Origin of the sequence: Rothia nasimurium, assembly GCF_035916755.1 — a bacterium.
GTDB lineage: Bacteria > Actinomycetota > Actinomycetes > Actinomycetales > Micrococcaceae > Rothia.
In genome coordinates this window covers 276720-301889 of sequence record NZ_JAYWIX010000002.1, presented here as the reverse complement: position 1 = coordinate 301889, position 25170 = coordinate 276720, and the positions used below count along the sequence as shown (strand labels likewise).

The following is a 25170-nucleotide window of genomic DNA, read 5'->3' as shown; positions in this document are numbered from 1 at the left end:
CGCGGTATAGCGGCATTATGTTGTGGCACGAAAAAATCCGTGGTTGTGCGGGAAGATATCTCGCACAGACCTATAACTCTACCATAGGGATTTGATCAAAAACAGAGTGCTTAGTCACTCTCTTCTGCGGAATAGCAGGTGTTTCGGGGCACAGACACCCCGGTGCCAGCAAGCAGAAAAGCGGGGGGGTAACAAAGCCAAAGGTTGGTTAAAACCCCGCCCCCAAAACCCCCGAAGGTGGCCCCACAAACAATAATCGGGGTCTAAAACCACCCATTTGTTTGTATACCCCCCGCTCCCCTATCCCGGCATCAGTTCCGGTGGTGGTGGTGCGGCGATAGAACCTGCCTATGCCTGGCGGCGGCGGGCTACCATCACGCCACCGATGGCAAGGGCAGCAGCGCCAACACCAAGGAGGGCAGCTACACTAGCGCCGGTGTGGGCAAGGCTCTTCTTGCCGGAGGTTGCGTTGCTGGAGCCGGTGCTTCCACCGTTGTTAGCTACTGCAGCATCGCTAGATGAGGCAGAAGCGCTGGGGGCGGCGTCCTTAGAGCCCTTGTCATCTGCTGAGGCGCTGGGAGCAGCACTCTCGCTGGCGTCAGCTGAGGGAGCTGAGCTAGGTGCAGCAGTGGGGGCGGCAGAGGAAGTCGGCTCAGCGGTGGGAGCGGGAACTATAGGCTCGGTGGGAGCAGGAACTACAGGCTCGGTGGGAGCAGGGGTGGGCTCCACAATATCCAGACCGGTTGCCGAGTCAACAAAGGTGCCGTAGCCCTGGAAAGCAACCAGAGTGGGGTCTACAGAGACGGAAGTGGGAGCTTCGCAGGAGCCTGCCGGTGCAGCCGCAACAGTCACCTCGATGGGCAGGGTGCGGGCGGTATCGCCGTCCTTGAGGGAACCGGAGAGCACGCGGACGCGGTGAGCTGAGCCCTCTACCCATGCCTGGTTTGCGTTCTCAGCGGTGGGTACGGGCAGGGTAACAGAGAAGTTACCGTCTGCGTCTGCCTCAATGGTGGCAGATACGCCACCCTCCTGGTCCTTGTAGGAGGTGCCGCGGTCGTCGAGCAGGACGCCCAGTACAGAACCGGTGCCGTCGGGGTGCTTGAAGCCGGTGCCGGTGAGCGTCATGGTGCCACCCTCGGTGACATTGGTGATAACCAGCTTGGCGCCGTCCTTCGCCTCCCCCTCGAAGGAGTTGATGACCTCATCACCTACGGTCGGAGCCACGGCTACTGCCTCACCCGCCACAGCAGTGAACTTGGTGATGACGTTGGCGTTGATGGGGGTGGGATCCGCCTCGACCCAGTTGGCGGGCTGACCCTGTTCTGCTTTGTTAACCAGACCCTTAATCTCGGTGGAACTGGTCTTGTACTGGCCGGTCTTGTAGTCAAGGGTGAAGGGAACCTCTACGTTCTCATACACAGAGGAACGTCCCAGACCAAAGACGCCGTGCGGGGTGACAATCACGTCATTACCGCCCATGCCGTCGCCCTGGGTACGGTTGACGGTTGCTGCGATGTTGTGGGTGCGCCCATCGATGACGTAGTAGGCGCCAGTCTTGTAGTCGGTGGCGTAGACCAGATCCTGGTCTTCATCCGAGGTGATTGCCAGGCCCTGGGTGCCGAAGTCAATGAACTTCTTGAAGGCGCCGGTGGTCTTGTCGTAGATACCTACACCAGCGTTCTTGCCGTCGGTACCCTGGCTAGAAACGTAGAGCTCGTTGAGGGAGTTATCGAAGGTGACGTCTGAGGGTACCAGGCCCACGGTGTCATCATTACCCTGAAGAGTTACGGTGATGTCGGTTTTGATCTGCAGTGTGTTGAGGTCAACCACGGTGAGCTGGTTGGTGCCAAAGGTGGGGAAGTAACCCAGGCCATTAGCCTCATCCAGCGCGAAGTTCATGACAGAGGTCTTACGGCCGTCTGCCTCAGAGAAGGCAACGGTGGTGATGTAGTCCTGGGTGGCAGCGTCAAAGACCACCAGGCCACCCTGCACACCAACGAACACCTTGCCGTTAGCAATGCGCACCTCGCGGGGGTGGGGGATTTCCACGCGCTCACCCTCGGGCTGATCCAGGGTGGAGAAGACCTTCTTCATGGTGGTCTGATCGAAGGCGGTAACAGAGTTGGTGCGGGTGTTGGTCACCCAGACCAGGTTGTTGACGTCATCCACGCCCACGCCGTAGGCACCTGCGACCTGCTTACCTGCGGGGGTTTCCTGGTCCCAGCCGCGGGGTGAGTAGTCTGCGGTGTTAAGACCAACGGTGTTGAGCACCTGCATGGTGGCGGGGTCGATCTTGGCAAGGGTGGAGGTCATGATGGGCGGACGACCGCTGGAGCTGGTTGCCCACAGGACGTTGTTCTTGGCGGAGTAGCCACCCATGTACTGGCCGGGTAGGCCCTGGGTCTGGGTGGCGGTGACAGAGACGGGGCGGTACATGCAGGCGTCACCGGTGGAGTCTGCGGTTTCGGCGGCGAAAGCCGCGGGGACTGCGGTGAAGCCACTGGCGAGGATGGCGGCGGTGCCTGCTACAGCGGCGAAACGCTTGGTCTTCGGGGAGGCGGGGATAGTCATGGAACTACTTCCTTAGAGAATTAGGTGTGTCACGGCTCCAGACCTCAGCGTGGGAGGCCTTTAACCTTTTTGTGTGCCATCACTGATTATCCAGTTAAGTAACCCTTAATATCAAGAAAACACCGCCTATTACGAAACTTTTTCTTATCTTATTTACTGACGATGTTTCGTATAAACTCTCCGAGCCTTTCAGCCCGCACCAGATCCGGGTGAGCCCCGGCTATCTCGACGCTTGTAAATCCTGCTGACGCAAGGGGCTCCCAGGCAGCGACGTCCAGCGTCGGTTGCTCCGGGTGGGGCACGCTCACAGAGAGCAGAGGACTTGAAACAGGGCTGATCTCGGCGTTCCTCATCATGGTGGCAGAAGCCCGCATGGAGGCAATGAGGGTGGCAAGGTGCCGCTCATCCAGGGCGGCGAGCGCCGAACCGCTACCGCGCAGGAGAGTAAGGGCACCGGGTAGATCCGGGTCTGTTTCGGGTTCTATCCCCGCCATGCGCACCAGGGCGCGGTAGGTCTCTGCCTCGCTGGGTTCCGGTAACCCCTGCCATTGGACGGGTGGGTAGGCGTCGAGCAGTACGGTTTGGAGGACGGTGAAGCCCCGGCTGGTGAGTTCTGCGGTGAGCAGGGGTGCAGCGGTACCACCCACGGACCAGCCCAGGAGAACAAGGGTGCGGGTGGGTAGGTGCTCACAATGATCGGCGTAGGTGCGTGCCAGTTCATTGAGGGTACCGGGCCAGGGGGTATCTGGGCTGTCGAACTGTTCTGCTTGGAGGGTATAGACACCGCTGGTCTCTGGCAGGTGGGCGAGGTAGGGGGCATAGCACCAGCCCAGGCCGCCGGCGGGTGGGAGGAAGAGGTAGGCGGGGGCGTCCGGTGCCCGGTGCTCACGCAGGGTGAGCAGGGGCGCTGTCTCACTCCGGGTGTCGTCTGTGAGCTGATGGGCAAGCAGACTGGGGGCGGGGGCGGTAAAGACTTTAGCCAGGCTGCACTCTAGACCCAGCCTGGTATCGAGCAGGGCAACCAGGCGGAGGGCTGCAAGGGAGTTGCCACCGGCGTCAAAGAAGTTGAGGTCTGCCCCGTACTCTGCGAGGTTGAGGGCTTCGGCAAAAACCTGGCAGAGTTCCTGGACGCGTAGGCTGGTGGGGGCGTCCTGCTCACCTGGTTCAGCAGTAAAGGGGTGGCTGGCGAGTACTTTCCTATCTGCCTTGCCACTGGTGCCCAGGGGAAAGGCGGGGTAGACCGCCCAGAGGGTGGGCACCATGTAATCTGGTAGCGAGGAAGCGCAGGCTTCACGGGCAAGCTTCACGGCGTCCTCTTCGGGCTGGGCTGTTTCGAGGAATCCAGCAAGACGTAGCTCTCCGCCGGGAGCCGGTAGGGCTAGAGTAACAGCCGAACTTACCCCAGGAAGGGCGGCGAGGACGGTATCGATATCACCCAGTTCTAGACGTTGGCCGCGGATCTTGACCTGGTGGTCGGTACGCCCCCGGTAGGCGAGGGTGCCGTCCGGGTTCAGGCTGGCGATGTCGCCGGTGCGGTAGAGCCGCTGGCACCGAATGGTGTGGAAGGCACGGGCATTAGCCTCGGGATTGTTCTCATAGCCCTGGGCAAGTTGTACCCCGCCTAAATAAAGTTCACCGGGTGTTCCGGCGGGTAGGGGGTGCCCGGCACGGTCTAGGATATGCAGGGTGGTGTTCCAGACTGGGTAGCCGATGGGGACCGGGCTACGGTCGGGCTGGTGGGCGGTGTCCCAGTAGGTGACGTCGATGGCTGCCTCGGTGGGGCCATAGAGGTTAAGCGGGTAGACGCCGGTGAGGCGGTGGCAGCCTGACACCTGCTCACTGTGCAGGGCTTCGCCACTACAGACCAGGTAGCGCAGTGCCAGGTTCTGCCCGCTGAGCTGACGGCGGGCGGCAGGGCTGGTGAGGAAGGCAGAGAGCATGGTGGGTACAAAATGCAGGCAGGTAATGGCTTGCTCGACAAGGACCCGGGCTAGGTAGGCGGGGTCTCGGTGCCCTCCGGGGGCGGCAACCACCACCGCCGCGCCCTCCTGCAGGGGCCAATAAAGTTCCCAGACATGCACATCAAAGGAGATAGCGGTCTTGTGGAGTACCCGGTCACCCTCACCCACCGGTATCTGCGACTGCTGCCAGCGTAGGCGGTTATCCAGGGCACGGTGGCTGACGGCAACACCCTTGGGTCTACCGGTAGAGCCGGAGGTGAAGAGAACGTAGGCGGTATCATCCAGCGCAGTGCTGGCACCGGGGTAGGCACCCGCTTCTTGCAGGCTGGCGGGGCGGGTGCTTAGCTCCTCCCAGGCCAGCTGACGGGCACCGGTTTCTTCGGCAAGCGATTCAATGCCGGGGCCGTTGAGAATCAGGCTGATGTTTGCATCCTGCACCATTGATCCGATTCGGGTATCGGGGAGCTCCGGGGAGAGCGGCACATAGACCGCCCCGGCATAGAGCAGGGCGTAGAGTAGCTCAAACTGGGCGCTACCCCGTTCAGCCCGCAGACCCACCCTGGCACCGGGTTCCAGCCCCTCTGTCAGTAGAGTGCCTGCCAGCTGGCGGGCGCGTTCATCGAGCTGGCGGTAGGTCAGGTGCACAGAGAAGTCCGGTGCCGCTTCCTGCTCCCTGTCTATAGCGCCGTTTGATTCAGCCGGCGCCAGCAGGGCAAGAGCGTCCGGGGTTTTTTCTACCTGCTCCCTAAAGCGACTCAGCAGGGTGGCGTACTCTACCGGGTGTTCGGTGCGGTTGAGCCTTTCCAGGGCTGCTAGCTCTGCGTCAGTAGCGGTACCCAGGGCGTCCAGGGTAGCGTCCTGCCCACAAGCTGCCTCCTGCGCCCATTTTTCGAGCCAGGTGAGCAGGCGCAGGCAGTGGTCAGCGACCTCCTGCCCGGTGTAGAGGGCGGGGTTGCCGTCCACTTCCAGGCTGATGGGGTTGCCGCGCCCTGGGATTCCGCGAGCGCAAAAGGTCATGTCTGCCACGGGCCCGGCGGAGATGTTGTGAATGGTAGCGGTGCTCTCCCCCAGGGGGAGCACCGCGTCGAAGGGCACCACATTGATGTGGGCGCCAAAGAGTCTGCCGCCGGCCTGCTCGGCGTGGCGCTCTAGGGTTTCGTGGCGGGTGAGGGCGAGGTTCTGGTTGCGGGTGAACTGGCTAGAGACCGCACTGAGTGCATCGGCAATGAGCCCGGTGCCCGGCACAGCTACCGGTAGGACGTTGACGGCGGTGCAAGCGGTGCGGGCGGCAACCGCGCCGTAGGGGCGCTGGCTACCGGGCAGGAGCCGGTTCATCTGGGGCAGACCGCACTGGGCGTAGGGTTTGCCGCTCATTCGCGCGAGGTAGGAGCCGGTGGCGGCGGTAAAAAGGTGGGGCCAGTGCACGCCGTAGGCTTGGGCGGCGGCCAGTAGGCGGGTTTGAAGGTCGGGGCTAATCGGCAGGGAACGGCGGTGGGCGCGCGGGGAGGGCTGGGCTGTTCTGCCCGCCAGGGAGGTATCCGGCTGGGAAAGCACCAGCGGGGAGGTACTATCTGCTTCCTCAGCGATGAGGGTTGCCAGCACCTGGGGCGGCAGGGTCTGCTCCTGCCAGCTGGCTTCCTGCCCCTGGGCTAGCTCGGTGTTCTGGGCGTCCGCCTCCACCAGCTCTGCCAGGGTGGCACGGGGCTGGGTGCTTACCTCCTGCCCCGCCGCCAGCTGGCGGTAGAGCGCAGCTACCCTGCCCAGGGCATTGAAGGCGGCAAAGCCGTCTGCCACCAGGTGGTGCACCCCGTGGTAGAACCAGAGCCGCCCGCCCCAGCGCACATAGGCTGAGCGTACGGTCTGCCCGGTAGACAGGTCCAGGGGCAGGGCGGTGAGTTCCTCAGCCCAGGCACGCACGATGGTAGGTAGTCCCTGCCCTGCAGGCTCCTGGTTTCCCTGCCCCGTCAGCACAGCCTCCGGGAAGGCAGGGTTCAGGTTCCTAAAATCCTCCGGGTCCAGTACCTCCCACACGGGCTGTGCACCATCTGCATAGCTACGCACCCGCAGCCCCTCGTTCTCAGCGTAGACCTGTTCCAGTGCCTTACGCATGAGCACAGGGTCAACGTCCGCCCCGGCCTCTAGAATCTCTGCCGTGTTGTAGCAGGAGTTGGCGGGGTCAAGCTGCTGGGCGAAGAAGATACCGCGGGCACTAGAAGTGAGGGGCAGGGGCACGGTGGAGCCTTTCCGTTAGCGGGCTGAGCCGGTGAGGAAGCTGACGGTGGGGTTGGCGATGAGGTCGGTGAACTCGACGCTGTAGCCTTCGGCGGCGAGATCATCGAGCAGGGCAAAGGCAGCCATGGAGTCCAGCCCCAGGGTAAAGAGGTCAGTCTCGGGGTTGGCAAATGCCTCCTGCAGGGAGTCCGCCTCGCTGATGTAGCGGGCAAGAATGGGGCGCAGGGTTGCTTCTGCAATCATGGGTTTCTCCTTGGGTTAGGGCTGTTTTTTTAGGTGGGTGAGTAGCTGCTCGCGCAGTTCCCGGCGCGATATTTTGCCGATGTTGGTGACCGGCAGGCTCGAGTAAACCTCCACCCGCTCAGGTATCTTGTAGGCGGCAAGACCGGCGGCGGTGAAGAAGTCGTGCAGTTCTCTGCGGGGGTTGGTAAAGCTAGTGCCGGGGGCTGGAACAACCACCAGGGCGACGCGCTCCCCCACCGTCTCATCAGGAATACCCAGGGCAACAGCGTCGTGAATACCGGGGTGGGTTAGCGCCAGGTCTTCAATCTCATCCACGGCTATTTTTTCGCCGTTGCGGTTAATTTGGTCCTTTGCTCTGCCGGTCACTTCGATGTGCCCGCCGGGGTGTACCTTCACAATGTCTCCGGTGCGGTAGAAGCCGTCCTCGGTGAATCCGTCCCGGTTGGCGCGGTCCTCCCGGTAGTAGCCCCGAATCGTGTAGGGGCCGCGGGTGAGTAAGTGCCCGCTCTGACCCTCAGGTACATCGCGGTCGTAGTCGTCCACCACGCGGATCTCATCGTCGGGGCTGATGGGGGTTCCCTGGGTGGTCAGCACGATTTTTTGGGGGTCACCGGCGCGGGTGTAGTTCACCAGCCCCTCTGCCATACCGAAAACCTGTTGGAGGTGGGCGCCCAGGACCGGTTTGATACGGGCAGCGACGGCGGGCAGGAGTTTAGCGCCGCCCACCTGCACGGTGGTAAGGCTGGCAAGGTTGGGGGCTCGACGCTCGGCGGAGGCTATCCATGCCTGGGCAAGCGGGGGCACCAGGGCGGCAAAGGTGACCTGCTCCGCTTCAATGAGGCTAAAGGCGGTCTGCGGGCTAGGATCAGCGGCAAAGACCAGGGAGGCACCCGCATGGAAGGCACCCAAAATACCCGGCGAGCTCATGGTGAAGTTGTGGGCGGCGGGGAGCACCACCAGCATGCGGGTATCTTCGGTCAGCCCGCAGATACGGGCGGACTCCCGCACCGAGTAGAGGTAGGCGGCGTGGGTGCGGGGAATCAGCTTGGACACCCCGGTGGTGCCACCGGAGAGCTGCAGGAAGGCAACCTGTTCGCTGGGTCGGTCAGACTCCCCGGTGCGTACGACGGCAGCGGGAGCCCCCAGGGGCTGCTCTACCGGTTCCAGGGGTTCGGCAGCGTCCACCGCCACCGGAGGTGCCAGCCCCTCCCCCACCAGCTCACCGGCATAGGTTTCATAGAGAGCAGCAAAATCAGCGCCACCGGTAGCCGTCGAGAAAACGTGGGCTGCCGCGTCGGTCCGCCGTGCAAAATGCGCCAGTTCCTTCTGCCGGTGCTGCGGTAGGCAGAAGACCGGCAGGGCACCCGCCCAAAAAATACCCAGCAGGTAGACCAGGTACTCAGCGGTATTGGGGAGCTGGAGCAACACCCGGTCGCCAGGACCCACACCGGCCTCACTGAGCCTGCGAGCAGCGGCGGTAGCATAGCGGGCTAGTTCACCATAGGTCCAGCGCACTTGCCCGGGTTTACCGTCCTTCCCCGGCAGAGAGTGTGCAAGTGCTACTAGTCCCTGCCTGTCTGCATGACTACGGCAGGCAGAAAGTAAGAAGTCCGGGATAGTTTCCTCCACCCAGTAGCCGAGTTCACGGTAGCGAGCAGCAAAGGCTTCAGGAATGAGCGGGGTTGATTCAAGAGGTGTGCGTTGGGAACTGTAGGTGAGCACGGTTTCTCCTTTCTAGCGGGTACGAAGACGGGCTAGGGCGTCAATGATGGAGCCGCGCCAGCAGGCGTAATCATGGCCGCCGTTGTAGATGCTGTAGGTCAGTTTGAGGGGGAAGTCTGCCAGTTGCGCTCGCAGTTCTTCGTGCGGGGGGAGAAGCACCCATTCCTGTTCGCCCACCTCAATCTGCCAGTGCAGGTGGGCAAGTCGTTGCTGGTCGCCTGTCTTAGCCAGCGCGGTGAGGGCATTGGCAAGGACCGGTTGCCAGAGCGAGGCGGAGGACGAGATGACGGAGGTAAAGACCTCCGGGCGGTGGACACTGGCAAGCAGGGCAGAGAGCCCGCCCAGCGACTGCCCCACCAGGGTAACCCCGGTGGTTTCTGCCAGTTCCCCCCGGGTGCGCAGTGCTGGGAGCAGGTCATCTGCCAGGTAGTCGGCAACCGGGGCGCTGCCGTCCAGCTCCGCCCAGCGGGTTAGACGCCCACCGGAGTACAGGAAAACTGCTTGAAGGTCGGGAAGTATGCCGTCCCGGTGGGCCGCTGTCAGGGAGGCGGGTAGCCCCATAGCCTCCCAGACCTCGCCGTCAAAGAAAATGACGGTGGGCAGGGGGCTTTTGCTCTGCCCCAGGGCATGCACGGTGTAGGTGCGTTCACCGTGGGTAAGCCAGCGCGCTGGCTCCTGGCTTTGGCAGGTGGTAGCGTCCAGGCTGTAGGGCTGGGGTGGGGCGTCGGGTAAAGCAACCAGCCCCATGACGGTGCCCGCCCGGTTGAGACAGGTGGCGGGGTTGGCGGGGTCACCAAAGCCTGCGTCCAGGGCGGCGCGCAGCTGCACCTGGTTATCAGCGTCCATCCAAGGGCGGGGGCGTCCAGGGTAGGCGGGTATAAAGCAGTAGGAAGCACGCCAGGTTGTTGCCATGCGGTAGCTGATGGCCCAGTAGTCGGTTCCGTCGATGTTCTCTAGCAGGGAGCTGGCGAGGTTCTTTTCGTCGGTGAGGCGGTTGACGAAGATAAGCACCTCTTCGGCACCAGCGTCGTGCCAGAGGAAGGTGACGGTGCGCTGGTTGGCAGACAGGAGGTTTCCATCGCCGTCCACCGTTTCAAGAACGGGCGTTCCTTTTTCTGCCCAGGCTTTGATAGCCCCTTCTAGTTCCTGTCCCCGGTAGCGCGCCCGTAGCTGACTTAGCCCATAGGAGCAGGTGCGCGGGGCGGGCGTGGGGCGCGAGATCTTGGGTGGGGTGCGCAGTAGCTGGGCTTGCAGGTGTTCGGTAGCCATTAGAGCGCGTCCTCTTCAACGCGGGGAATCACCAGGGGTGTGCCGGAGCAGGGGTCGGCAATAATCTTGGAATCCACGTCAAAGACCTGCCGGATAATCTCCTCGGTCACGATGTCCGCCGGGCGCCCCTGGGCAAGAATCTCACCATCTTTCATGAGCACCACATGGGTGGCGTAGCGGAAGGCGAGGTTGAGGTCGTGCAGCACCACGGCAACGGTGTGCCCGGCACGGTGGAGCTTTCGGGTGAGGTTGAGTACCTCTAGCTGGTGGGTAATATCCAGGTAGGTGGTGGGTTCATCCAGCAGAATCAGCGGGGTCTGCTGGGCAAGGGTCATGGCGATCCAGACGCGCTGGCGCTGGCCGCCGGAGAGGGCCTCGATGGGGCGGTCGGCAAGTTCTAGGACGTTGGCGGCGGTCATTGCCTCGGTGCAGGCGGCATCGTCCTCGGGGCTCCAAGAACGCAGTAGGGACTGGTGGGGGTAGCGGCCGCGGGCGACAACGTCCGCGACGGTGACGCCGGAGGGTGCATCGGGAGTTTGTGGGAGCATGGCAAGGATTTTGGCGATGTCCTTGGACTTCATGCCGGGTAGAGGCCTGCCATCGAGCCTGATTTCTCCGGTGCGTACAGGATTGACGCGGGCAAGCGCCTTGAGCAGGGTGGATTTTCCACAGGCGTTAGGGCCGAGGATAACGGTAAGTTCGCCTTCGAGCAGGGAGAAGTCTATGGTGTCTAGCACCTTACGGTCACCATAGCCGACGGTAATACCGTGGGCGGTGAGTCTCGTCGTAGATTTCATGGCTAGTTTTTCCGTTCTGTGGCGATGAGGTAGATGAGGTAAATGCCGCCGAGGGCACCGGTGACGACGCCGACCTGCAGGGTGGTGGGTAGGGCATACTGGCCGATGAGGTCTGAGCTGAGTACCAGGAGGGCACCTGTGAGGGCGGAAGAGCCAAGGGCTGTGCCGCTGGCTCGGGTGATGGTTTTGGCAATGTGGGGGGCGGCGAGCGCAACGAAGGCGAGAGGGCCTGTGGTGGCGGTGGCGAGGGAGACAAGGAGGACACCGATAAAGAGGGAGCCGATACGCAGAGAACTGACTCGAACGCCCAGACCTGCGGAGACGGCGTCACCGAAGCGGAGAGAGGTGAGGGGGCGTGCTATGGCAAGCAGGAGGGGTAAGAGAATGAGGAGCGCAAGGGCGAGGCTGCCGGTTTTAGCCCAGTTCATGGTGTTGAGGGAGCCTGCCAGCCAGCTGGCAGCGGTTTGTGCCTGGGTGAGGGAGGCACGGACGACCAGTAGGGAGTTGACGGCGGAGAGAGTGGAGCCCACCCCAATGCCGATGAGGACGAGGCGGAAGCCTTGGAGACCGGTGTGGCGGGTGAGGAGATAGACCAGAAGGGAGATAGCAAGTCCACCGGTAACCGCGCCGACAGCTATGCCGGTGGGGCCTGCGTTGAAGGCAATAATGCTGATGAGGGCTCCGGTGGCTGCCCCGTAGGTGAAGCCGATGATATCTGGAGATCCGAGGGCATTTCCGGAGATGGTTTGGAAGATGGAGCCGGAAAGCCCAAGGGCTGCGCCGACGAGCAGGGCGGCTATGATGCGCGGGGCACGCACTTCGGTAACGAAGTAGATGCCGAGTTTGGTGCCTTCGCCAAAGATAGCCTGCACGACCTGGGTGGGTGTAAGGGGGTAGTCGCCCCGAGTCATAGCCCAGATTCCAAGCGTGACGATGAGGGCGATGATGGTGAGATTGTAGGCGGTGAGTCGCAGGGGAACTTGGGCACGGATTCCTGCCCAAAGGGTGAGGCAGCGGCGACCAGCGAGGTCACGGGTAATGCTGAGGGGCGGGAGGCTACGGTAGGTTGTCATGAGAGAGCTACTACCTTCCTGCGGGCCATGAGGGCAACAAAGAGGGGCGCACCGACCAGGGTTGCGATGATACCAACGTGGGTTTCTTCGGGGGCGATGATGGTGCGAGCGAAGACGTCTGCTCCCAGGAGCCAGGCAGGCCCTAGGATGAAGGAGCCGGTGGTAACCCAGCGAACGTCATTACCGAGTAGGGCCCGCACGATGAAAGGAACGGCGAGGCCGACGAAGGAGATGGGTCCTATAGCTGCGGTAGTAGTACCGGCGAGTAGGGTGACAGCGAGCAGGGTGAGCAACTGGGTACGTTTAAGGTTAATACCCAGGGCTATGGCAGCTTCTTCACCGGCGCCCAGGGCGTTGATAGCGGGGCAGACCCAGGCGGCGAGCGCCAGACCCAGAAGCATGATGGGGAAGACGGCGAGTACGGTGTCAAAGGTTCGGGCTTCGAGGGAGCCTGCTGCCCAGAAGCGGAACTCGTTGTAGGCATCAGCGTTAGCGAGAATCAGTGCCTGGTTGACCGATGAGAGAGCAGCGGAGATAGCAACACCTGCGAGCGCGAGTTTGACCATGGAACCGCTTTTTCCGCGTCCGAGTAGGTAGACGGCAATACAAGTGATCGCTGCACCGATGGAGGCCGCTGCCATGTAGCCCGCTATACCGATAACCCCAAAAAGGATGACCGAGAAGACCACGGCAACGGAGGCTCCGGCATTGATGCCGAGTAGCCCGGGTTCTGCCAGAGGGTTGCGGGTAAGAGACTGCATCAGGGAGCCGGCTACGGCAAGGGACGCACCACAGAGGGCGCCCAGGGTGGTGCGGGGTAGGCGCTGGTCCCAGATGATGGTGTTCACGCCGGAATCTGCCCCACCGGCGAGTGCCGCCCAGACCTGGTGTCCGGGGATGGGGTTGGAGCCGAAGCGAATGGAGAGCACCAGGGCAGTAACTGCCAGGAGCGCGAAGAGGACAAGCCAGAGTAGGCGGCGCCGGGTGCGGGCGCTGTCTCTGACGGGCGGGTTGGGCACGGTCTACTCCGGGGTCGCTGGTGGGTGTGTAGGGGATGTGGGCGTGGGTATCCGGCGGGTGCCTATAATAGGCTGCCCGCCGGATAGAGTGGTGGGGCTAGGCGGAGCGGCGGCGCCAGACGATAATTCCGGCAGCTACCAGGGCAGCGGCAAAGGCTACGATTCCGACCCAGGGAACGTTGCTTTGCCTGTCGCCGGAGGCTGCTTCGGTGGTAACGCCGTCTTCCTGGCTGGCGGACGCAGTAGCTGAAGCTTGTGTGCTGGCTGTGGCAGTAGCAGAGGCACTGTTCTTGGTCTGCTGGCTGGCGCTGGCTGAGGCGGTGCTTTCTGCCGCGTTCTCGGTACCGTTCTTGGCCCCGGTGGAAGTCTGGTTGGTGTGGGCGGCTGCTACTAGAGCATCGTATTCTTCTTTGCTGATCTCATTGCCTGAAGCATCCAGGTAGACTTCTCTCTCATTTTCGACAACGACGGTCGCTCCGGGCTCATCGGCGGAATCACCGGCAGAGTTATTGGCCACGTCCTGCTCGATTTGGTTGATGATTGCTGAATCTACGTTGGTGTAGCTAGCCCCCTGGGAGTCGGCATTTACGCCGGTGATGGTGAAGACGGGGCTCTGGTTAGAGTAGCCTGATGTACCAATTTGGTTGCCGGATGAGTCTCTTTTGATTTCTGTTGCCAGAAAGCGTAGAGTGTGCTCCCCCTCGGCAAGGTCGGTAGGTAGTACAAAGGATCCGTTGACGTTGCCGTTAGCATCACTTTTCTGCTGGTGGACAACGCAGGCACCCTGGGCAGCGTCAGAGGGGCAGGCGTTCCCGTCATCGATTTTGATGTAAACCTGCTCATTGGCGGGGAATCCTGTAAGGGTGAAGCTGAGGGTATCACCGGCTTTAAGACTCGTTGGTGAGACGCTGGAGTGTGTGCCCGGGGTGTTGGAGGTGGCGGCGCCTCCTGGTGGCAGTGCCAGGGCTGGTGCGAGAGTAAACAGAAGTAGGGTAAAGATACCTGTGAAGCTAAGTATCCAGGCGCGGAGGGTGAGGGTGTGCACTGTATTCTCCTGGTTTTAGGCTGAGTGTTTTTTGGGTTTGGCGGCAGATTTTTTGGAGGTGAGAGCAAGGGCTAGGACAATTCCTGCGGCTCCTACCAGAAGCAGGTTATTGGGGGTGAGGGTCTGCGATACCCAGCTGCTTGCACTTTCTTCCGCTTCTCTAGCGGTAGTCAGGGGGTTAGAACTTGCTGTGTCCCCTGTTGGGGAGGGTTCATTTGAAGCGGCATTAGAGGTTGTGTTGGCTGAGGCAGTAGGCTCTTCTGCACTAGGGGTTGTCTTATGACCTGAATCTATCTGAGCAGCTGTCGCCTGGGAAAGGGCGGTCACAGGTGCTTGCCCGGCTATACGACGAACTGTGTTAGTGACAGTAGCGGGCGCGGTGTAGGGGACCTGCACAGTTTGGCTGGTAGAAGGATTTGTCTGTGCATCTTGCCTATAAGGAGCTGGCAAAGCGTTCTGTGTAACGCCAGCAGCTATGTTCTGAAGCGAACTCACAGTTTCAACAGTGAGGGGCGCCCAGCCCAATAGGTCGCTCACAGCGCCCTGTTCGCCGTTCTGGACAACGAGTTTGTAGCTACCGCCTGCCATGGTATCCGGCAGAGTGTAGCTGAGAGAGCGGTTACTATCTAGCTGTTTCCAGCCTGAACCGTAGGCGGAGCGTACAGAGCCACTCAGGTAGGGGGTGGCGATAACCCACTGGCCGGGCTGACCGCCCGGGACGCGTACAGTAACCTCCTGCCCTACACGAGTTACCTCTACCCCGTTACGAGCTGAGTCGGAAAGGTCAGAGTCGCTGACGGTATCAGGCAACGCATTGGGTGAATACTGACCAATGGTGAAGTCAAGAACACCTACACCGCCGTAGGTAACGGAGCGGTCCCCGGCGTTGAGAGAGCCGGAGAGTAGGCGCAATGAGTGGGCGCCCTCCCCCAGGGCAGGTGCACTGGTGCCGTCGGTACCATCTGGTAGGTCCAGGTAGTAGTCAACCTCGCCGGTAGCGGGGTCAGGTTTGATAATCGCCCAGATGGTGCGATTGGAGTGCACGGCGTTGGCTGCCAGATGCGAAATTTTGCCCTCATCAATTTTGACGGCGATGGTGGTAGCACGAGTGTTATCGGTATTGCACCAGCCGCTGCCGATCAGGTGCAGTTTTTCGCCCCTTGCAACAGTGGGATTGGCGATGCGCATGGTGGGGGTACTGACATCGGTGGTGCAGACGGTACCATCATCCTCTTTTTCGGGAAGGCTGCCTGCCACGCCGTTGATGGGTACGGGGGTTGAGCGAGCGCTGCGGGAGGTATCCCCATCCGCGTTGCGGCCGGACTGGGCAAAGACAGCCAGGTAGTCGCCGGTAGCAGCATTTTTAAGTCCCTCGGGGGCATCCACAGTGATGTCGAAGCTACCGTCCTCGCCGATGGTGTAGAGTCCCTGATTCTCCTGGACACGGTCTGCCTCGGGCATAAGGAGCACCCAGCTAGTGGAATCTGCTGCCCGGCCCTTGGAGGTCAGGTAGTCGCTAATAGCGGAGTCGGTGCGTTCGTACTGGCGTACGGTGTCGCCGTCCAGGTATTCGAGCTTGATGGAGACAGTGGAGCCACCCTGTTTGCTGTGGGTCCAGCCTTCACCGATGAGGCGAAGTTTGGCGTCCTCCCCCGTCTCAAAGGGCTGAATCCGCACGGTTGCGCCCTCAGCCTCCAGCAGGGGCCAGGTTTCTATATCATCGGCAGTGCCGTTGGGGACGGTGAAGCTCGCGGTCGAGTTACCCGCCGAGTCTCCCTCAGCTAGGGAACCGGCAAGGGCGGTGAGCTTGTGCTCACTACCGGCTGCCCAGTCTGCATCACTGGCATTGCTATTGGCTTCAGAGGGCAGCTCAGCTGTGATCTCAAAAGTGCCATCAGGGTTGGCAATGGTGTAGAAGTTAACGTTCCGAAAACGTTCATCGGTGCGGGGTTCACCGGTGAGCGGGTCAGCGGGTAGCTCCTTGTTGATGACCGCTCCCCCGTCCCATTTGAAGGCAACCACAGCGCCGCGTCCCTCGGCGGAGGAGGTCCAACCGCTACCGGTGATGGTGACAGTCCCATCTTCGTTAAGGAAGGAGGAAACCTCCACGGTTTTCTTGGCAGAGGCTGTTTCTGCGCTTGCCTCAGCGGCGTGCAGGGCGGGCAGGTCGTAGGCGGGCAGGGCAGGTGCTGCCAGCAAGGCGGCGGCAAGAGCTACCACAGCTGCGTAGCGGGCAGGCGAGGTCTTGGAGGTAGAGGTTTGGGTGCCGGTGTGTGTCATGGTGGTGGCGTCCTTACTGGGCTGAGTCGAGAAGAGCTTTTTTCACGTCGGTGACGATGCCCTGCAGGAGCAGGGGGCCACCTGTTGAGGTCCATTGGGAGCCGTCAACCAGGATGATGTGGTCGTCTTTATAGGCTTGCAGGTCAGTGAAGCCGGAGGTCTGTTCGGCCCGTTTGAGGGCTTCGGCGGCACCGGCGAGGTCTGCTGTGGAGTCCGAGTTGGGGTTCTCCTGGCTGGCGCCTCCCAGGGTTCCGAGGAACATGTAATCGGCGTCGATGGTTGCCAGGTTTTCCAGGGAAACGGGTTCGGAGTGGCCGCGCCCTAACCGGTCCTGGCTGGCAGGACGGGCAAGCCCCAGGTCTTCCAGCACCTGCCCGGCAGGTAGCTCCTTGAGAATCAGTGAGGGACCGCTGCCCTGCCAGCGCACGATAGAGAAAGTTTTATCGGAGTAGTTCTCGGCTAGGGCTGCAGCGGTTTCTGTTATCAGCGCCTCATAGTCAGACTTAACCTTGGCGCCTTCCTCTGCCCGATTGAGCGCTTCGGCAACATTGTCGAAGTTCAGTTCCCAGGGACCTCCGGCGTAACCCGTAAAGACAACGGGTGCAATCTGGTTGAGGATTTCCAGCACGTCGGGGCGATTATTGACACTGGTGCCGTCAACCAGAATCAGGTCAGGTTCTGTTGCACCAATCGCCTCATAGTCAAGCTGGGAGACAGTGCCCAGCAGGGGCACATCGCCGACCTTCTCAGCCAGGTAGTTGGGAACCCTGGACTGCCCGCGGCCTGCAACAGTTCCCACTGGGGTAACACCTAGGGCAAGGGCAGCATCCAGGGTGGGCTCAGACAGTGTAATCACCCGTTGGGGGCTAACGGGTACCGTCACCTCTTTGTCTTCCACATCGGTGACGACGCGGGTCTCACCGCTAGGAGTAGCGGATTCGGTTGTCTCTCCCCCACCGCAGGCTGTCAACGTCAGACCCACAGTGAAAGGCAGCAGGAGGGCGGCACGGCGCCCGAGCACCAGGGGCACGTGCTGAGTGAGGCGAGGTGAGGTGTGCATGCAGACTGTCCTTTGTAAAAAGTAAACAATACCTAACCCTACGTTCTTAATGCCCTTACTTCAAACAAATGGGCCCCAAATACGTCACACTTCTTTAATCTATTGGAAGCTATCAATCAGGTGCCCCCCACTCTCCCCCACCTTCGGCCTTAAAACAAAGAATCCCTCCCCGCTAATTGCGGGGAGGGATTCTTCTTAGCTCAGCAGAGCGAAACCATCAGAGCTAAGGTTTACTTAGCCTTTTCGATGATCTCGACGATACGCCAACGCTTGGAAGCGGAGAGCGGACGGGTCTCTGCCAGGAGAACGAGGTCGCCGACACCAGCAGTGTTCTGCTCGTCGTGTGCCTTGATCTTGGAGCTACGGCGCATAACCTTGCCGTACAGGGCGTGCTTTACGCGGTCCTCGACCTCAACGACTACAGTCTTGTCCATCTTGTCGGACACTACGTAGCCGCGGCGAGTCTTGCGGTAGCCGCGCTCTTCAGTCTTTACTTCACTCATGTGATTTAACCTTCGGTTGCGGGACGAATACCGAGCTCGCGTTCACGCAGCACGGTGTAAATACGTGCAATGTCGCGCTTGACCGAGCGGATACGACCGGGATTTTCAAGCTGACCGGTGGCTGCCTGGAAACGGAGGTTGAACAGCTCCTCCTTCGACTCACGCAGCTTCTCTACCAGATTCTCATTGGAGAGCTCTGCCAGCTTGTCGATGCTCAGATCCTTTGATCCAACTGCCATTTCTATTCACCACCTTCGCGACGCACAACGCGTGCCTTCATCGGGAGCTTGTGGATTGCGAGGCGCATAGCTTCACGAGCCACTTCTTCGGATACGCCGGAGAGTTCAAACATGACTCGACCGGGCTTGACGTTTGCGACCCACCATTCGGGTGAACCCTTACCGGAACCCATACGGGTTTCAGCAGGCTTCTTGGTCAGCGGACGGTCGGGATAAATGTTGATCCAAACCTTACCGCCACGCTTGATGTGACGGGTCATTGCAATACGTGCAGCTTCAATCTGGCGGTTGGTGACGTATGCGGGAGTCAGGGCCTGGATGCCCCACTCGCCGAACGCTACCTCGGTGCCACCCTTAGCCATACCTGAACGCTTGGGGTGATGCTGCTTGCGGTACTTTACTCGACGGGGAATTAGCATTTATGCCTCACCGTTTTCTGCAGTCTTAGCCTCAGCGGGTGCTGAAGCGTTGTCGGAACGACGTTCACGGCGGGGACCACGGCCACCTGCGCGACGACGGTCGCCACCGCGGCCGTTGCCACGACGGTTACCAGCGGCCTGCTGTGCAGCAAGCTCGTTGTCGGTGAGGTCACCCTTGTAGATCCAAACCTTTACGCCGATGCGGCCGAAGGTGGTCTTTGCTTCGAAGAAACCGTAGTCGATGTTCGCGCGCAGGGTGTGCAGGGGCACACGGCCTTCGCGGTAGAACTCGGAACGTGACATTTCAGCGCCACCCAGACGGCCGGAGCACTGGATACGGATACCCTTTGCGCCTGCACGCTGTGCGGACTGGATTGCCTTCTTCATGGCGCGGCGGAAAGCAACGCGTGAAGCGAGCTGTTCTGCGATGCCCTGGGCAACCAGCTGAGCTGACAGATCGGGGTTAGCAACCTCGAGGATGTTCAGCTGAATCTGCTTGCCGGTCAGCTTCTCGAGCTCACCGCGGATGCGGTCAGCTTCGGTGCCGCGGCGGCCGATAACGATACCGGGACGTGCGGTGTGGATGTCCACACGGACGCGGTCACGGGTACGCTCGATTTCGACCTTGGCGATGCCTGCGCGCTCCATGCCCTTGGACAGGAGTTCACGGATCTTTACATCTTCACGAACGAAGTCTGCGTAGCGTTCGCCTTCCTTGTTGGAGTCAGCGAACCACTTTGAGACGTGGTTGGTGGTGATGCCAAGTCGGAAACCGTTGGGGTTAATTTTCTGACCCATTTAGCGGCCCTCCTCCTTCTCCGGGGTAGCGACTACCACGGTGATGTGGCTGGTGCGCTTGTTGATGCGGAACGCACGGCCCTGGGCACGAGGCTGGAATCGCTTCATGGTGGGACCTTCGTTCGCGTATGCTTCGCTGATAAACAGCTCTTCTTCCTTGAAGGGGACGCCCTGCTGGGCAGCCTTCTGGCGAGCGTTTGCAACAGCTGATGCAACGATCTTGTATACCGGTTCTGAAGCGCCCTGAGGAGCGAACTTCAGAATCGCCAGAGCCTCTTCCGCCTGCTTACCACGGATAAGGTTGATGACGCGGCGTGCCTTCATAGGCGTAACGCGTACGTAAGACGCAGTTGCCTTGGCTTCCATTGCCTATCTCTCTTTCGTCTATTGCCGAAAGGAAAACGTTTCTAAGGTACGGGGTGAACCGTAGCTTAGCGACGCTTACCCTTGCGGTCGTCCTTAACGTGGCCACGGAAAGTACGGGTGGGCGCAAACTCGCCGAGCTTGTGACCAACCATGGACTCAGTGATGAACACGGGTACGTGCTTGCGTCCGTCGTGTACTGCGATGGTGTGACCGAGCATGTCGGGGATAATCATCGAGCGGCGGGACCAAGTCTTGATAACGTTCTTGGTGCCCTTCTCGTTCTGAGCTGCAACCTTTACGAAAAGGTGCTGATCAACGAAAGGGCCCTTCTTCAAACTACGAGGCATGTTTCAGGCTCCTTAGCGCTTCTTGCCAGTACGACGGCGACGAACAATGAGCTTGTCGCTTTCCTTGTTGGGGCGACGGGTACGACCCTCGGGCTTACCGTTGGGGTTAACAGGGTGACGGCCACCTGAGGTCTTACCTTCACCACCACCGTGGGGGTGGTCAACGGGGTTCATGACGACACCGCGGACGGTCGGGCGGATGCCCTTCCAGCGGTTACGGCCGGCCTTACCCCAGTTGATGTTGGACTGCTCAGCGTTACCGACGGAACCGACGGTTGCGCGGCAGCGGACGTCCACGTTGCGGATTTCGCCGGAGGGCAGACGCAGCTGGGCGTACTTGCCTTCCTTAGCGACCAGCTGGATAGATGCGCCAGCGGAGCGGCCCATCTTGGCGCCGCCACCGGGGCGGAGCTCAACAGCATGGATCACGGTACCAACGGGGATGTTGCGCAGGGGCAGGTTGTTGCCGGGCTTGATGTCGGCAGAGGGGCCTGACTCTACGATGTCGCCCTGAGCAAGCTTGTTGGGAGCGATGATGTAACGCTTGGTGCCATCAACGTAGTGGAGCAGAGCGATGCGGGCGGTACGGTTGGGATCGTACTCGATGTGTGCAACGCGTGCGTCGACGCCGTCCTTGTCGTGACGACGGAAGTCGATCAGACGGTACTGGCGCTTGTGGCCACCACCCTTGTGACGGGTAGTGATGCGACCGGTGTTGTTACGGCCGCCCTTCTTGGGGAGCGGACGAACCAGGGACTTTTCCGGGGTTGAGCGGGTGATTTCTGCGAAATCTGAGACGCTCGAGCCACGGCGACCCGGGGTCGTCGGCTTGTGCTTACGAATACCCATTTAGATATTTCTTTCCTTCGCTAAAGTGGTCTCCGGTGCTTATGCAGCCGGACCGCCGAAGAGGTCGATTGAACCTTCCTTGAGGGTTACAATCGCACGCTTGGTGTTCTTACGAGCACCCCAACCGAAACGGGTGCGCTTGCGCTTGCCCTGACGGTTAGCGGTGTTGATGGAAGCAACCTTGACATCGAAGATGGTCTCGATGGCCTGCTTGATTTCCAGCTTGTTGGAGCGGGGGTCTACGAGGAAGGTGTACTTACCTTCGTCGAGCTGACCGTAGCTCTTTTCCGACACGACGGGAGCGATAATCACGTCGCGGGGATCCTTGAAAGTTGAGGTGGTAACAGACATTACTTAGCAGCCTCTTTCTTAGCCTTGGAAGCAACTGCGACGAATACGTCGTAGGCATCCTTGGTGAAGATGACGTCGTCTGAGATCAGAACATCGTAGGTGTTCAGCTGATCTGCGTAGATAACGTGAACGTTCTCAAGGTTGCGTGCTGACAGTGCTACCAGGTTGTCCTTGCGGTCGATGACAACCAGTGCGTTCTTGCGGCTGGTGATCTCTGCGATTGCTGCCTTAGCTGCCTTGGTGGAGGGCTTGGTGCCTTCTACCAGGGTTTCGACAACGTGAACGCGGTCGTGACGAGCGCGATCTGAGAGAGCGCCGCGCAGTGCAGCTGCAATCATCTTCTTGGGGGTACGCTGTGCGTAGCTACGCGGGGTCGGGCCGTGTACGATGCCACCACCGGTCATGTGGGGCGCACGGATTGAGCCCTGACGTGCGCGGCCGGTGCCCTTCTGCTTGAAAGGCTTGCGACCTGCGCCGGAAACTTCGCCGCGGTTCTTGGTCTTGTGGGTACCCTGGCGTGCTGCTGCGAGCTGGGCTACTACTACCTGGTGAAGCAGGGGAATAGAGGCCTGAGCGTCGAAGATGTCAGCGGGCAGGTCTACCTTTACGGTCTTGACAGCCATGGTTTGTTAGGCTCCCTTCACAGCGGTGCGAACCAGAACAACGCCGCCCTTAGGACCGGGGATAGCACCCTTGATCAGAAGAACGTTGTTTTCGGCGTCTACACCCTGAATAGTGAGGTTCATGGTGGTGTGGCGTGCAGCGCCCATACGGCCTGCCATGCGCATACCCTTGAAAACGCGTGCGGGGTATGATGCGCCACCGATTGAGCCGGGCTTACGGTGGTTCTTGTGAGCACCGTGTGATGCACCTACACCTGCGAAGCCGTGACGCTTCATAACACCGGCGAAGCCCTTACCCTTGGTCTTGCCAACTACGTCGACCTTCTGGCCTGCTTCGAAGAGCTCAACGGTCAGTTCCTGACCGAGTGAGTATTCAGCGGCGTCTGAGGTACGCAGTTCAACGAGGTGACGGCGAGGAGTTACGCCTGCCTTCTCGAAGTGACCAGCGAGGGGCTTGGTTACCTTGCGAGCTTCGATTGCACCGAAACCGATCTGGATAGCTTCGTAGCCATCGGTCTCAGTGTTGCGCAGCTGGGTAATAACGTTGGAATCGGCCTTGACGACAGTAACGGGCACGAACTTGCCGTTTTCGTCCCAGACCTGGGTCATGCCAAGCTTGGTGCCCAGCAGGCCCTTAACCTGGCGCTCGAACTTGTTAGTCATTTAGATGCGATCCTCTACAGCTTGATTTCGATGTTTACGTCTGCCGGAAGGTCAAGACGCATGAGGGCATCAACAGCCTTGGGGGTCGGATCAACGACGTCGATCAGACGCTTGTGCGTGCGCATTTCGAAGTGCTCGCGGCTGTCCTTGTACTTGTGAGGCGAACGGATAACACAGTAAACGTTCTTTTCGGTGGGCAGCGGCACGGGGCCTACTACCGTCGCGCCTGCACGCGTAACTGTCTCAACGATTTTCCGAGCTGAAGAATCAATGACCTCGTGGTCGTATGACTTCAGACGGATGCGGATTTTCTGTCCCGCCATCTGTCGGACTCTCTTTCTTGTCTACTTCCCTGTAACGGAGCGGTTGCTCCTTTATCTGGCGCTTGAGGTAAAGAGATGATTCTTCGTCTCTTTCGCGCCACCTCTGCGTAGGCTGAATCCGACATCTGCCGGGTTCCTCACCCTACCGAGGCACCGACCCCCGAACTCGGGCGTGTCGCTTTTTTGCCAGGGCAAAAAGGAGCGCACTTTTCCCTCGAACTGATCGATTGGGTCATATTTGGGCTTACCTTCACCCGATTCGAGAAGGAATCAGAGCTACTTTCATGTGGTAAGCGCTTGAACAACGTTATCTATCTTGCCAGAGTCCAGACTTCCCCGCAAGGTTTTTCTGTATGAAGTGCCCAGTCCCACATTCAGCCCGCATTTCCTTTCCTCTTCTACTCAATCACAGGCGTCCGCGCACTGCATAGAAGAGGGAAGAAGCCTGTCATATACCGAGCAATAGTGCGCGCCCTCACTAGGATAAAACTATGAGCACACACCCAGATTTCCGACCCCCTACCTCACCGACGCTCTACTGAGAATATCCTGCTCAATATCGGTCTATACCTAGGCAGTCTTCTAATTATCAGTGCTGCCGGGCTGCTGACCACCTCTCTAGCCACAGCGCCGCAACAGGCCTTTTTACTGTCTGCTCTTTCCACACTCTTCTATACAGCGGGGCTGGGTACCTTTCGTTGGGTTCCCAAGCTGCGGCTGGCGTCCTTACTGCCCCCCCCCCCCCTGCTGTGGGGGGGCACTAGCCTCAGCAACGTCGCTGTTTTCATTTGGATTACGGCAAATATTCTAGTAATTACTATCCTGGGACGGCTCCTTGCTCGGGCAGCAGAAGCTGCAATACAGCCTCAAGTCCAGAGCCAGCCTCAGAACCACGTCCAGCCTCAAAGCCAGGGTAATCGTGAGACCCCGCTTATCCCCTGGGCTAAGCATCAATAGACACGCTGCTCATCAGGGGGCTCATCAAGAAACAAAAAGGGGCTGGCCCCCGCAGATTGCTCTGCGGGGGCCAGCCCTCTATCGCCCTCCACTAGCTGGGCGCTAGCAGGAGTTCAGATCGGGAAGTAAGAAACTTACTTGATGATCTTGGTAACGCGACCTGAACCAACGGTGCGGCCACCTTCGCGGATTGCGAAGCCGAGGCCCTCTTCCATTGCGATTTCCTGGATGAGCTCAACGGTCATCTCAGTGTTGTCGCCGGGCATAACCATTTCGGTGCCCTCGGGAAGGGTGATAACACCGGTAACGTCGGTGGTGCGGAAGTAGAACTGGGGGCGGTAGTTCGAGTAGAAGGGGTTGTGGCGGCCGCCTTCATCCTTGGAGAGGATGTAGACGTTAGCCTCGAACTGGGTGTGGGGGGTGATTGAGCCGGGCTCAACAACAACCTGACCACGCTCTACGTCGTCGCGCTTCAGACCGCGAAGCAGCAGACCACAGTTCTCGCCTGCCCATGCTTCGTCGAGCTGCTTGTGGAACATCTCGATACCGGTAACGGTGGTCTTCTGGATGGGGCGGATACCAACGATCTCAACTTCGGAGTTGATCTTCAGGGTACCGCGCTCGGCGCGACCAGTAACAACGGTACCGCGACCGGTGATGGTGAAGACGTCTTCGATGGGCATGAGGAAGGGCTTGTCCTTCTCACGAACGGGGTCGGGAATGTAGTTGTCAACCTCGTCCATGAGCTCTTCAACCTTAGCAACCCACTCAGGATCGCCTTCGAGAGCCTTCAGAGCGGAAACGCGAACAACGGGAGCGTTGTCACCGTCGAACTCCTGTGAGGAGAGCAGTTCGCGAACTTCCATTTCAACGAGGTCGAGCAGTTCCTCGTCCTCAACCATGTCTGACTTGTTCAGAGCAACGAGCAGGGTGGGAACGCCAACCTGGCGAGCCAGCAGAACGTGCTCGCGGGTCTGAGCCATGGGGCCGTCGGTGGCAGCAACAACGAGGATTGCGCCGTCCATCTGAGCAGCACCGGTGATCATGTTCTTGACGTAGTCAGCGTGACCGGGGGCGTCAACGTGTGCGTAGTGACGCTTCTCGGTCTGGTACTCGATGTGAGCAATGTTGATGGTAATACCGCGCTGGCGCTCTTCAGGAGCGGAGTCGATCATACCGAAGTCGCGCTGCTCGTTCAGGTCGGGGAACTTGTCAGCCAGAACCTTGGAGATTGCAGCGGTCAGGGTGGTCTTACCGTGGTCAACGTGACCGATGGTACCGACGTTTACGTGAGGCTTGGAGCGCTCGAACTTAGCCTTAGCCAAGAGTATTCCTCCTATAGAGAAGATTTGAGAACCTGCACTCGGGTTTCACACCGGCGCACTCCGCCGTAAAAGGCGGTCTAGCTACCACAATAGCGGATAAGGCCGGTGGGGCGAAACCCGAATGCGGGTTCATTT

The 25170-nt window shown here is 60.3% G+C and carries 23 protein-coding genes; all 23 read right to left on the bottom strand.

The genetic code is table 11. The annotated features are described in order from the left end of the window. Window positions 1-348 precede the first annotated feature (348 nt). Window positions 349-2571 carry a hypothetical protein gene (locus VSX42_RS03140; RefSeq protein ID WP_326502916.1) on the bottom strand — a complete coding sequence of 741 codons (2223 nt, stop codon included), beginning with the start codon at window positions 2569-2571 and terminating at the stop codon, window positions 349-351. Window positions 2572-2720: 149 nt separating this feature from the next. Then, a complete protein-coding gene (locus VSX42_RS03135) occupies window positions 2721-6764 on the bottom strand; it encodes an amino acid adenylation domain-containing protein (RefSeq protein WP_326502915.1) in 4044 nt (1347 codons plus the stop codon). A gap of 15 nt (window positions 6765-6779) precedes the next feature. Then, window positions 6780-7007, bottom strand: coding sequence for a phosphopantetheine-binding protein (locus VSX42_RS03130; RefSeq protein ID WP_326502914.1), 228 nt, complete (start codon window positions 7005-7007; stop codon window positions 6780-6782). A 15-nt stretch (window positions 7008-7022) separates the two neighbouring features. Further along, the gene (locus VSX42_RS03125; protein WP_326502913.1) at window positions 7023-8729 is read right to left on the bottom strand and encodes a (2,3-dihydroxybenzoyl)adenylate synthase; all 1707 of its coding nucleotides are present in this window, start codon (window positions 8727-8729) and stop codon (window positions 7023-7025) included. 12 nt (window positions 8730-8741) lie between these two features. Further along, window positions 8742-9998: an enterochelin esterase domain-containing protein gene (locus VSX42_RS03120; protein WP_326502912.1), complete on the bottom strand. Its 1257-nt coding sequence runs from the start codon at window positions 9996-9998 to the stop codon at window positions 8742-8744. Beyond that, entirely contained in the window at window positions 9998-10795 is a 798-nt protein-coding gene (locus VSX42_RS03115; RefSeq protein WP_326502911.1) for an ABC transporter ATP-binding protein, read from the bottom strand. The genes VSX42_RS03120 and VSX42_RS03115 overlap by 1 nt, the downstream gene beginning before the upstream one ends. Before the next feature lie 2 nt (window positions 10796-10797). Further along, complete coding sequence (locus VSX42_RS03110; protein WP_326502910.1) at window positions 10798-11868, bottom strand: FecCD family ABC transporter permease; 1071 nt, start codon at window positions 11866-11868, stop codon at window positions 10798-10800. Next, complete coding sequence (locus tag VSX42_RS03105; RefSeq protein ID WP_326502909.1) at window positions 11865-12887, bottom strand: iron ABC transporter permease; 1023 nt, start codon at window positions 12885-12887, stop codon at window positions 11865-11867. The genes VSX42_RS03110 and VSX42_RS03105 overlap by 4 nt, the downstream gene beginning before the upstream one ends. Before the next feature lie 97 nt (window positions 12888-12984). After that, the gene (locus VSX42_RS03100) at window positions 12985-13932 is read right to left on the bottom strand and encodes a plasmid partitioning protein (protein WP_326502908.1); all 948 of its coding nucleotides are present in this window, start codon (window positions 13930-13932) and stop codon (window positions 12985-12987) included. 15 nt (window positions 13933-13947) lie between these two features. Continuing rightward, window positions 13948-16212, bottom strand: coding sequence for a hypothetical protein (locus VSX42_RS03095; protein ID WP_326502907.1), 2265 nt, complete (start codon window positions 16210-16212; stop codon window positions 13948-13950). 13 nt (window positions 16213-16225) lie between these two features. Further along, entirely contained in the window at window positions 16226-17272 is a 1047-nt protein-coding gene (locus VSX42_RS03090; RefSeq protein WP_326502906.1) for an iron-siderophore ABC transporter substrate-binding protein, read from the bottom strand. A gap of 230 nt (window positions 17273-17502) precedes the next feature. After that, window positions 17503-17775 carry a 30S ribosomal protein S17 gene (rpsQ, locus tag VSX42_RS03085; protein ID WP_326502905.1) on the bottom strand — a complete coding sequence of 91 codons (273 nt, stop codon included), beginning with the start codon at window positions 17773-17775 and terminating at the stop codon, window positions 17503-17505. A 5-nt stretch (window positions 17776-17780) separates the two neighbouring features. Next, the gene (gene rpmC / locus VSX42_RS03080; RefSeq protein WP_083090723.1) at window positions 17781-18014 is read right to left on the bottom strand and encodes a 50S ribosomal protein L29; all 234 of its coding nucleotides are present in this window, start codon (window positions 18012-18014) and stop codon (window positions 17781-17783) included. Window positions 18015-18016: 2 nt separating this feature from the next. Then, a complete protein-coding gene (rplP, locus tag VSX42_RS03075) occupies window positions 18017-18433 on the bottom strand; it encodes a 50S ribosomal protein L16 (protein WP_135012890.1) in 417 nt (138 codons plus the stop codon). Beyond that, window positions 18434-19231, bottom strand: coding sequence for a 30S ribosomal protein S3 (gene rpsC, locus VSX42_RS03070; RefSeq protein ID WP_185174281.1), 798 nt, complete (start codon window positions 19229-19231; stop codon window positions 18434-18436). Further along, entirely contained in the window at window positions 19232-19597 is a 366-nt protein-coding gene (gene rplV / locus VSX42_RS03065; protein ID WP_083090720.1) for a 50S ribosomal protein L22, read from the bottom strand. Between the two features lie 65 nt (window positions 19598-19662). Next, a complete protein-coding gene (gene rpsS / locus VSX42_RS03060) occupies window positions 19663-19944 on the bottom strand; it encodes a 30S ribosomal protein S19 (protein ID WP_083090719.1) in 282 nt (93 codons plus the stop codon). Between the two features lie 12 nt (window positions 19945-19956). Next, on the bottom strand, window positions 19957-20793 hold the full coding sequence (gene rplB, locus VSX42_RS03055) for a 50S ribosomal protein L2 (RefSeq protein WP_135012888.1): 837 nt from the start codon (window positions 20791-20793) through the stop codon (window positions 19957-19959). A gap of 39 nt (window positions 20794-20832) precedes the next feature. Beyond that, entirely contained in the window at window positions 20833-21144 is a 312-nt protein-coding gene (rplW, locus tag VSX42_RS03050) for a 50S ribosomal protein L23 (RefSeq protein ID WP_135012887.1), read from the bottom strand. Further along, window positions 21144-21767 (bottom strand): 50S ribosomal protein L4, encoded by a 624-nt coding sequence (rplD, locus tag VSX42_RS03045; protein WP_326502904.1) that lies wholly within the window; start codon window positions 21765-21767, stop codon window positions 21144-21146. Before rplD ends, rplW begins: the two co-directional genes overlap by 1 nt. Window positions 21768-21773: 6 nt before the next feature. Further along, window positions 21774-22430 (bottom strand): 50S ribosomal protein L3, encoded by a 657-nt coding sequence (gene rplC, locus VSX42_RS03040; RefSeq protein WP_326502903.1) that lies wholly within the window; start codon window positions 22428-22430, stop codon window positions 21774-21776. A 14-nt stretch (window positions 22431-22444) separates the two neighbouring features. Then, window positions 22445-22753, bottom strand: coding sequence for a 30S ribosomal protein S10 (gene rpsJ / locus VSX42_RS03035; RefSeq protein WP_068169589.1), 309 nt, complete (start codon window positions 22751-22753; stop codon window positions 22445-22447). Between the two features lie 1091 nt (window positions 22754-23844). Beyond that, entirely contained in the window at window positions 23845-25035 is a 1191-nt protein-coding gene (tuf, locus tag VSX42_RS03030) for an elongation factor Tu (protein ID WP_135012881.1), read from the bottom strand. Window positions 25036-25170: the final 135 nt, after the last annotated feature.

Coding starts and splice junctions, on each gene's coding strand:
- VSX42_RS03140 (WP_326502916.1), bottom strand. CDS start 2,571: ATGACTATCCCCGCCTCCCCGAAGACCAAGCGTTTCGCCGCTGTAGCA.
- VSX42_RS03130 (WP_326502914.1), bottom strand. CDS start 7,007: ATGATTGCAGAAGCAACCCTGCGCCCCATTCTTGCCCGCTACATCAGC.
- VSX42_RS03120 (WP_326502912.1), bottom strand. CDS start 9,998: ATGGCTACCGAACACCTGCAAGCCCAGCTACTGCGCACCCCACCCAAG.
- VSX42_RS03115 (WP_326502911.1), bottom strand. CDS start 10,795: ATGAAATCTACGACGAGACTCACCGCCCACGGTATTACCGTCGGCTAT.
- VSX42_RS03110 (WP_326502910.1), bottom strand. CDS start 11,868: ATGACAACCTACCGTAGCCTCCCGCCCCTCAGCATTACCCGTGACCTC.
- VSX42_RS03095 (WP_326502907.1), bottom strand. CDS start 16,212: ATGACACACACCGGCACCCAAACCTCTACCTCCAAGACCTCGCCTGCC.
- VSX42_RS03090 (WP_326502906.1), bottom strand. CDS start 17,272: ATGCACACCTCACCTCGCCTCACTCAGCACGTGCCCCTGGTGCTCGGG.
- rpsQ (WP_326502905.1), bottom strand. CDS start 17,775: ATGAGTGAAGTAAAGACTGAAGAGCGCGGCTACCGCAAGACTCGCCGC.
- rpmC (WP_083090723.1), bottom strand. CDS start 18,014: ATGGCAGTTGGATCAAAGGATCTGAGCATCGACAAGCTGGCAGAGCTC.
- rplP (WP_135012890.1), bottom strand. CDS start 18,433: ATGCTAATTCCCCGTCGAGTAAAGTACCGCAAGCAGCATCACCCCAAG.
- rpsC (WP_185174281.1), bottom strand. CDS start 19,231: ATGGGTCAGAAAATTAACCCCAACGGTTTCCGACTTGGCATCACCACC.
- rplV (WP_083090720.1), bottom strand. CDS start 19,597: ATGGAAGCCAAGGCAACTGCGTCTTACGTACGCGTTACGCCTATGAAG.
- rpsS (WP_083090719.1), bottom strand. CDS start 19,944: ATGCCTCGTAGTTTGAAGAAGGGCCCTTTCGTTGATCAGCACCTTTTC.
- rplB (WP_135012888.1), bottom strand. CDS start 20,793: ATGGGTATTCGTAAGCACAAGCCGACGACCCCGGGTCGCCGTGGCTCG.
- rplW (WP_135012887.1), bottom strand. CDS start 21,144: ATGTCTGTTACCACCTCAACTTTCAAGGATCCCCGCGACGTGATTATC.
- rplD (WP_326502904.1), bottom strand. CDS start 21,767: ATGGCTGTCAAGACCGTAAAGGTAGACCTGCCCGCTGACATCTTCGAC.
- rplC (WP_326502903.1), bottom strand. CDS start 22,430: ATGACTAACAAGTTCGAGCGCCAGGTTAAGGGCCTGCTGGGCACCAAG.
- rpsJ (WP_068169589.1), bottom strand. CDS start 22,753: ATGGCGGGACAGAAAATCCGCATCCGTCTGAAGTCATACGACCACGAG.